This is a genomic window from Parasphingorhabdus sp., assembly GCF_036964675.1.
In the GTDB taxonomy this organism is placed as follows: domain Bacteria; phylum Pseudomonadota; class Alphaproteobacteria; order Sphingomonadales; family Sphingomonadaceae; genus Parasphingorhabdus.
Window position 1 is genome coordinate 1 of record NZ_JBALTF010000097.1, and the last position, 6,524, is coordinate 6,524.

A 6,524-nucleotide genomic window follows, 5' to 3' on the forward strand; every position below is an offset into this window, starting at 1 on the left:
GCGGATTTGCCAAAGGTGCGCCCCTGGCGAGCGCGCACGGCACAGCGATTGCGTCGCTGATTTCGATGAGCCAGAAAAATAGCGGCAGAGGATTATTATCGGCTGATATTTATGGCAGCGATCCGGCCGGAGGCAACGCAACCGCGATAGCGCGCGCGCTCGGCTGGATGGCGACCCGGACCATTCCGGTGGTGACCATCAGCCTTGTCGGGCCAGACAATGGCTTGCTCCGCCGGGCGATCAGATCTGCGCAAGCCAAGGGCATGCTGATTGTGGCTGCCGTGGGCAATGACGGGCCTGCGGCACCGCCCCGGTTCCCGGCGGCTTACAAGGGCGTCCTCGGAGTGACAGGCGTGGATCGCCAGCATCGGGCACTGCCCGAAGCCGGCATTGCTACACCGGTCGATTTCGCTGCGCCCGGAGCGGACATCAAGGGCGCATCTCCAGATGGGAAAACCGTGCCGTTGCGCGGCACATCCTTTGCCGCGCCAATGGTAGCGGCTCGTCTCGCCGCTCATTATCCCTCTCCCAATATTGCCCGCATCGAAGCGGCCGTAAACGCGCTGATCGGCGAAGCTAGGGATCTCGGCAAAAAGGGTGCGGACAAGGTCTATGGCCATGGCCTGATCTGCGAAAACTGCGCGATCCGCTAGATTTTCAAATATTTTTCGCAAGCGATGGATTAAATCGGCAAGCCGGTTCGTTCTCCTGGTAGATGACGAAAATGTCATCGTCACAAACGGAGACATATCATGAAAAAATTGATCGCAAGCACAATCACAATCGCGCTTCTGGCTACAGCGCCTGCATCAGCCCAGTTGCTTGGCGGCAGCGGCGGTATCGGAGGCTCGCTCGGTGGTTCACTGACCGGGGGTCTGGGCAGCAATGGGCCGGAGACCATTGGCCAGGCTGGAGGCACCCTGACCGGACGCGGTGGTGTTGCCAGTTCCACGCAAGTGGACCGGACGGTTGACATCCGGTCAGGCCGAGTAGCGACCGATGCCAATAATAATTCCAGTGCCAATGGCTCGCTCCTCGGCGGTGTCGATCCCATGAACAATGTCGCCAATGGAGCAGCGAGCGGCTCTGCTTCCGGGTCTGCAAATGGCAGCTCGGATACGACTTTGCTCGGCACCGATGCGGTGCGTTCGACCGCCGGACAGGCGTTTGGCACAACCCGCAATACCGCCGGGAGCGCAAGATCAGCCGCCAGCGGCGCTGCATCGACCGGGGCCGGAATGGCTCGCAATGCTGTCGCCGGCGCGATGGGTGTCGGTTCCCTTGCCGGCAGTGCGGCAGGTAACGGCATGGCAATGGGCAATCTGGGCCAACTCGCAGCCTCGGGCAGCACCGCTGCCAATGCCGATGGTATGTTTGCTGTCGCACCCGGAATGCCGATCGAAGACCCGAAGGGCCGCGTGATTGGCTATGTTCAGGAAGTCCGGCAGAGCGGTTCGGGCGTAGTCAATTCCGTGGTTGTTGAATCCGGCAACCGCACCGCCACCTTGCCTGCGGCAGATTTCGCCGGATCGGGCGATGTGCTGGTGACCGGGATGAGCAAAGGCCAGATCAAGCAAGCTGCCAAGCAGCAGGAAAAAACGCCCGCAGCCGAAACCAATCAATAGAGAGTTTGCTGGCAGGGTGCCGATGACCTGAAAAAGCCCCCCTCCCCCGGCACCCTGTCTGCAATGGGCGCGTCAGACCAGGGTCTGGCGCGCTTTTTTCTGTGATTTGACCTGAAACTGGGATCACAAGCGGACCGACAGATTCGCTATCCGCAATGGCCCGTCCCGCCGAACGAACGCGCCCAAATCCCTGCCACGCTCGCTCATCCCGTCCAAATCCCGATGTGACGCTTGCATCTGAACCCAAAGCGCTTAAATTATAAGCATGAATTTAGCAGATCCGTTCAAGTCCGGTAATCCATTGCCGCCCAACACGCCCGATATACTCGATGCGCGCTTTGCCATTGGCGATGTCGTGCGCCATCGCATTTTTGATTTTCGCGGCGTTATCTATGATATTGATCCGGTCTTCGCCAATAGCGAAGAATGGTATGAGGCGATTCCAAAGGATTTGCAGCCGCCGAGAGACCAGCCATTCTATCATCTGTTCGCGGAAAATGCCGAGAGCAGCTATGTCGCCTATGTCAGCCAGCAAAATCTTTTGCCCGATGACAGCGGCGAACCGATCAGCCATCCCGATGTCGCTCGCCTGTTTCAGGCAACCGAGAGTGGCAAATACAAGCTACACAGCATTCATCAGCATTAGAGGCCGGTACGAAAGCACCGGGGCGGGCCTGATCAGGACTTGATCTTCCAGCCCGATTTCAACAAGAAATAGCAGAGTGTCGCCAGGCCGATATTGATCGCCAGCAAGACCAATGCGCCGACTATGATCGGCGAATCCGCTACGCCCAGAAAGCCATAGCGGAATCCGGATATGGCGTAGAAAAACGGGTTCACATGGCTCACCGCCTGAAACACCGGAGACAGGCGGTCGATCGAATAAAATGTGCCGGACAGGAGCGCCAGCGGCGCGACCACGAAATTGCTGACCGCAGCGGCATGGTCGAATTTTTCCGCCCAGATCGATGTCAGCACGCCGAGCAGCGACAACATCGCCGCGCCCATGAAGCCAAACCAGAGCACTGCCCAGCCATGGACGATGTCGACATTGACGCCCGGCCAGATGAACATCGCCAGCCAGACCGCGAAACCGACCAATATCGCTCTTGTCATCGAGGATGTAACCAGCGCCGCCAGCAATTCTCCGACCGACAGCGGCGGAGTCAGATAATCGATGATGGTGCCCTGAATCTTGCCGACCAGCATCGAAAAGCTGCTGTTGGCAAAGGCATTTTGCAACATGCCCATGCAGATCAGGCCGGGCGCGATAAAGTCGGCGAACGGCACACCCAATACGGTGCGGTCACCGCGGCCCATGGCGACGGTAAAAATGATCAGGAACAATAATGTGGTGATCGAAGGGGCCCAGATCGTCTGCAACTGGACTTTGACAAACCGCCGGACCTCTTTCCAGTAGAGCGCCAGAAATCCGGCCCAATTTACGCCGCGAATGATCGGCACTCCGGGTTCGGCAAAGTGCATCGCATTGGCCGGCAGGCCGCTTGTCTGATCTTTTTTGGATTGGTCGAGCATATTCATTCCGCCTATCGGCTCACAGCGCCAATCACAACCCCATATCGCGCAAATAGCGTGCCAATATCATGGTTGTATAATCACCCCGTCGACCCTATATCGCCCGTAACTCGAGATGATTAGGACTTTGCATGGCTTGGACGGATGAGCGAATCGATTCGCTGAAGAATATGTGGGAAAAAGGCCTGACCGCCAGCCAGATCGCCGAAGAACTGGGCGGCGTCAGCCGTAATGCCGTGATCGGCAAGGCGCATCGCCTTGGCCTGAAGTCACGTCCCTCTCCGGTAAAAGCCAAGCCACAGGCCAAAAAAGGTGTGAAACCCGCACCCAAGGCGAAAAAGCCACCGGCAAAGGCCGGTGCCGTTGCCAAGCCGAAGGAAGAGCATGTTGCGCGACGCGCCATGCCACCACCAACGCCGGCAGCCCGCACCCATGCCGCTCAACAGGCCCGCCAGCCCAAGCATGATGGCCCGAAGGTCGTCTCTGTCGGTCCCGGCGGCTTCTTGCGTCAGGGTCCCGGTGACCAGCAGGCACCGATTCCACCCGCACCGCCGCGCCGTCTGGTTCCGGCCAAGCCGAGCGACGAAATTGCCGACAAGACCAGCCTGCTCGACCTGAATGACAAGATTTGCCGCTGGCCGATCAACCATCCGGGCGAACCCGACTTCCATTTTTGCGGCCAGGAAGTGAACCCGGGCTTTCCCTATTGCGTCGAACATTGCGGTCGTGCGTTTCAGGCCCAATTGCCGCGCGGTGCCCGTCGTGCGCCGCCACCGCTGCCCTTTGGCGGCCCACGGGTTCGTTAAGCCCGAAATTCGTCAGGCAAGCGACCAAATTACAACAATTTTCAATGCACTGGCCAGAGACCGCATAAGTCTCTTGCCAGTGTGACTCCTGCGCTCTTATAGGGTCGAACATGTCTGATGATCTGTTCGGTTCCAACCCGCCAACCCAATCCAAAACCGGTGACTATGATGCCTCGGCGATCGAGGTTCTGGAAGGGCTTGAGCCTGTCCGCAAGCGGCCCGGCATGTATATTGGCGGAGTTGATGAGCGCGCGCTCCATCATCTCGCTGCCGAAGTCATCGACAATAGCATGGACGAAGCGGTTGCCGGCCATGCCAGCCGGATCGAGATCACGCTGGACGCCGACAATCGTCTGACCGTCAGCGACAATGGTCGCGGGATTCCGGTCGATCCGCACCCGAAATTTCCCGGCAAATCAGCGCTCGAAGTGATCATGACCACGCTCCACTCGGGCGGCAAATTCTCGGACAAGGCCTATGCGACATCGGGCGGGCTGCACGGCGTCGGCGTATCGGTCGTCAACGCCCTGTCCTCCGATACAATCGTCGAAGTGGCGCGCAACAAGACCATTTATCGCCAGTCCTTCTCGCAAGGTCTGGCGACGTCGAAACTCGAGGAAGTTGGCTCGACTCCCAACCGCCGCGGTACCAGCATCTCCTTCGTTCCCGATATCGAGATTTTTGGCGAAGGCAATCGGTTCAAGCCCTCACGGCTGTTCAAACTGGCCCGTTCCAAGGCCTATCTCTACGCCGGTGTCGAGATCCGCTGGAAATGCGATGAGAGCCAGGCCAGCGACGATGTCCCCGCAGAAGCGGTTTTCCAGTTCCCCGGCGGTCTCTCCGATCATCTGCGCGAACAGCTCGCCGGGCGCGAATGCGTCACCACCGATTTCTTCGCCGGCAGTCAGGATTTTCCGGAGGAACAGGGCCGGGTCGAATGGGCGATCACCTGGCCGATCTGGACCGATGGCAGCTATAGCTGGTATTGCAACACCATCCCCACGCCCAATGGCGGCACCCACGAAGCCGGCCTGCGCAACGCGCTGGTTCGCGGACTGCGGGCCTTTGGCGAGCTGGTCCAGATCAAGAAGGCAGCACAGCTGACCGCGGATGACATTATCTCCGGCGGCGAAATGATGCTGTCGGTGTTCATCCGCGATCCGCAATTTCAAAGCCAGACCAAGGACCGCCTGACCTCCCCGGAGGCGACAAAATTCGTCGAAAATGCGGTGCGCGACCATTTCGACCATTTTCTCACCGACAATATGGATCGCGGCAAGGCGCTGCTCGGTTTTGTCATGGAACGGATGGACGAGCGGCTGAAACGCAAGGCCGAGCGTGAGGTCAAGCGCAAGACCGCGACATCTGGCCGCAAGGTCCGCCTCCCCGGCAAGCTGACCGATTGTTCGATCGGCGATCCGGCAGGCACCGAATTGTTCATCGTCGAAGGCGACAGCGCTGGCGGTTCCGCGAAACAGGCGCGGGAACGCAAGACCCAGGCGATCCTGCCGATCCGCGGTAAAATCCTCAATGTCGCCTCCGCCAACAACGCCAAGATCATGGCCAATAGCGAGATTGCCGACCTGATCCTCGCGCTCGGTTGTGGCACGCGCAAGGACTGCGATCCGGATAATCTGCGCTACGAACGGGTGATCATCATGACCGACGCCGATGTCGACGGCGCCCATATCGCCACCCTGCTGATGACCTTTTTCTTCCAGGAAATGCCCGAAATGGTCCGGCAGGGACATCTCTATCTGGCGCGCCCGCCGCTCTATCGCATCAGCGCGGGAAACAAGAGCCTCTATGCTCAGGATGACGCGGCCCGTACGAAAATTGAAAATGGTCCGTTCAAGGGCAAGAAGGTCGACGTCAGCCGGTTCAAGGGGCTTGGCGAAATGAATCCGTCGCAGCTGCGGGAAACGACGATGGACCCGAAAACCCGCTCCATGTTCAAGGTGACGCTGCCGCAGGAATATGAGCAACGCGCCAGCGTCAAGGACCTGGTCGACCGGCTGATGGGCAAAAATCCCGAACATCGGTTCAACTTCATCCAGCAAAATGCCGCCAGCCTTGATGAAGATGTGATCGACGCCTAGTGGATAGAGCCTGACTGAAGCCAGTTACGGGAGATTATTGTGCGGTTCCATTACGCCTTCGCTCTGGTTCTGCTTTCCTGTTCGACGCTGGCAATTTCAAGTCACGCCCATGCGCAGACCGAGCCGGTCATCTCCCAGCAGCTTTCGCAGCGAGCTCAGGATGTGCTGCGCCTGTTGCAGGGAGAAGAGATTGAAGCCGAGGTTTTCGACGAGAATTTCCGCAATGCTGTGCCCCCTGTCCAGTTTCGCGCGCTGACCAGACAAGTTGCGGCGCAGCAGGGCCAGCCGCTGGAAATAATCTTGATCAACCCGCGCAACGCCAATTCCGCGATCCTCGAGATTCGCTATGAAAAATCTATTGGCACGGTCAATATGGACCTTGAAAACGATCAGCCTTATCGGATTTCCGGGTTGCAACTGACCGGTTTCGAAGCCGCGGGCAATTCGATCGCCGATGT

At 58.8% G+C, this 6,524-nt stretch carries 7 protein-coding genes; 6 read left to right on the forward strand and 1 reads right to left on the reverse strand.

Going from position 1 to position 6,524, the window contains the following annotated elements; all coding sequences use genetic code 11:
- The 3 genes from V7665_RS12670 to hspQ form a co-directional block, all read left to right on the forward strand.
- On the forward strand, window positions 1-653 hold a 653-nt coding region (locus V7665_RS12670), incomplete at its 5' end, for a S8 family serine peptidase (RefSeq protein WP_335664897.1).
- Between the two features lie 99 nt (window positions 654-752).
- Window positions 753-1,625, forward strand: a complete 873-nt coding sequence (locus tag V7665_RS12675; protein ID WP_335664898.1) for a hypothetical protein — start codon at window positions 753-755, stop codon at window positions 1,623-1,625.
- 265 nt (window positions 1,626-1,890) lie between these two features.
- On the forward strand, window positions 1,891-2,271 hold the full coding sequence (gene hspQ, locus V7665_RS12680) for a heat shock protein HspQ (protein WP_335664899.1): 381 nt from the start codon (window positions 1,891-1,893) through the stop codon (window positions 2,269-2,271).
- A 32-nt stretch (window positions 2,272-2,303) separates the two neighbouring features.
- Here hspQ and V7665_RS12685 read toward each other — a convergent pair whose 3' ends face one another.
- Entirely contained in the window at window positions 2,304-3,161 is an 858-nt protein-coding gene (locus tag V7665_RS12685) for an ABC transporter permease (protein ID WP_442955231.1), read from the reverse strand.
- Between the two features lie 131 nt (window positions 3,162-3,292).
- Between V7665_RS12685 and V7665_RS12690 the strand changes: the two genes are divergently transcribed.
- The 3 genes from V7665_RS12690 to V7665_RS12700 form a co-directional block, all read left to right on the forward strand.
- Window positions 3,293-3,967, forward strand: a complete 675-nt coding sequence (locus V7665_RS12690; protein WP_335664900.1) for a GcrA family cell cycle regulator — start codon at window positions 3,293-3,295, stop codon at window positions 3,965-3,967.
- 110 nt (window positions 3,968-4,077) lie between these two features.
- Window positions 4,078-6,066: a DNA topoisomerase IV subunit B gene (gene parE, locus V7665_RS12695; RefSeq protein WP_335664901.1), complete on the forward strand. Its 1,989-nt coding sequence runs from the start codon at window positions 4,078-4,080 to the stop codon at window positions 6,064-6,066.
- A gap of 39 nt (window positions 6,067-6,105) precedes the next feature.
- Window positions 6,106-6,524: hypothetical protein (locus V7665_RS12700; protein ID WP_335664902.1), on the forward strand; the 419-nt coding region annotated here is incomplete at its 3' end.

What these genes read in the sequence shown, in the direction of transcription:
- parE (WP_335664901.1), top strand. Translation starts at nt 4,078, where the DNA reads ATGTCTGATGATCTGTTCGGTTCCAACCCGCCAACCCAATCCAAAACC.
- V7665_RS12685 (WP_442955231.1), bottom strand. Translation starts at nt 3,161, where the DNA reads ATGCTCGACCAATCCAAAAAAGATCAGACAAGCGGCCTGCCGGCCAAT.
- V7665_RS12675 (WP_335664898.1), top strand. Translation starts at nt 753, where the DNA reads ATGAAAAAATTGATCGCAAGCACAATCACAATCGCGCTTCTGGCTACA.
- hspQ (WP_335664899.1), top strand. Translation starts at nt 1,891, where the DNA reads ATGAATTTAGCAGATCCGTTCAAGTCCGGTAATCCATTGCCGCCCAAC.
- V7665_RS12690 (WP_335664900.1), top strand. Translation starts at nt 3,293, where the DNA reads ATGGCTTGGACGGATGAGCGAATCGATTCGCTGAAGAATATGTGGGAA.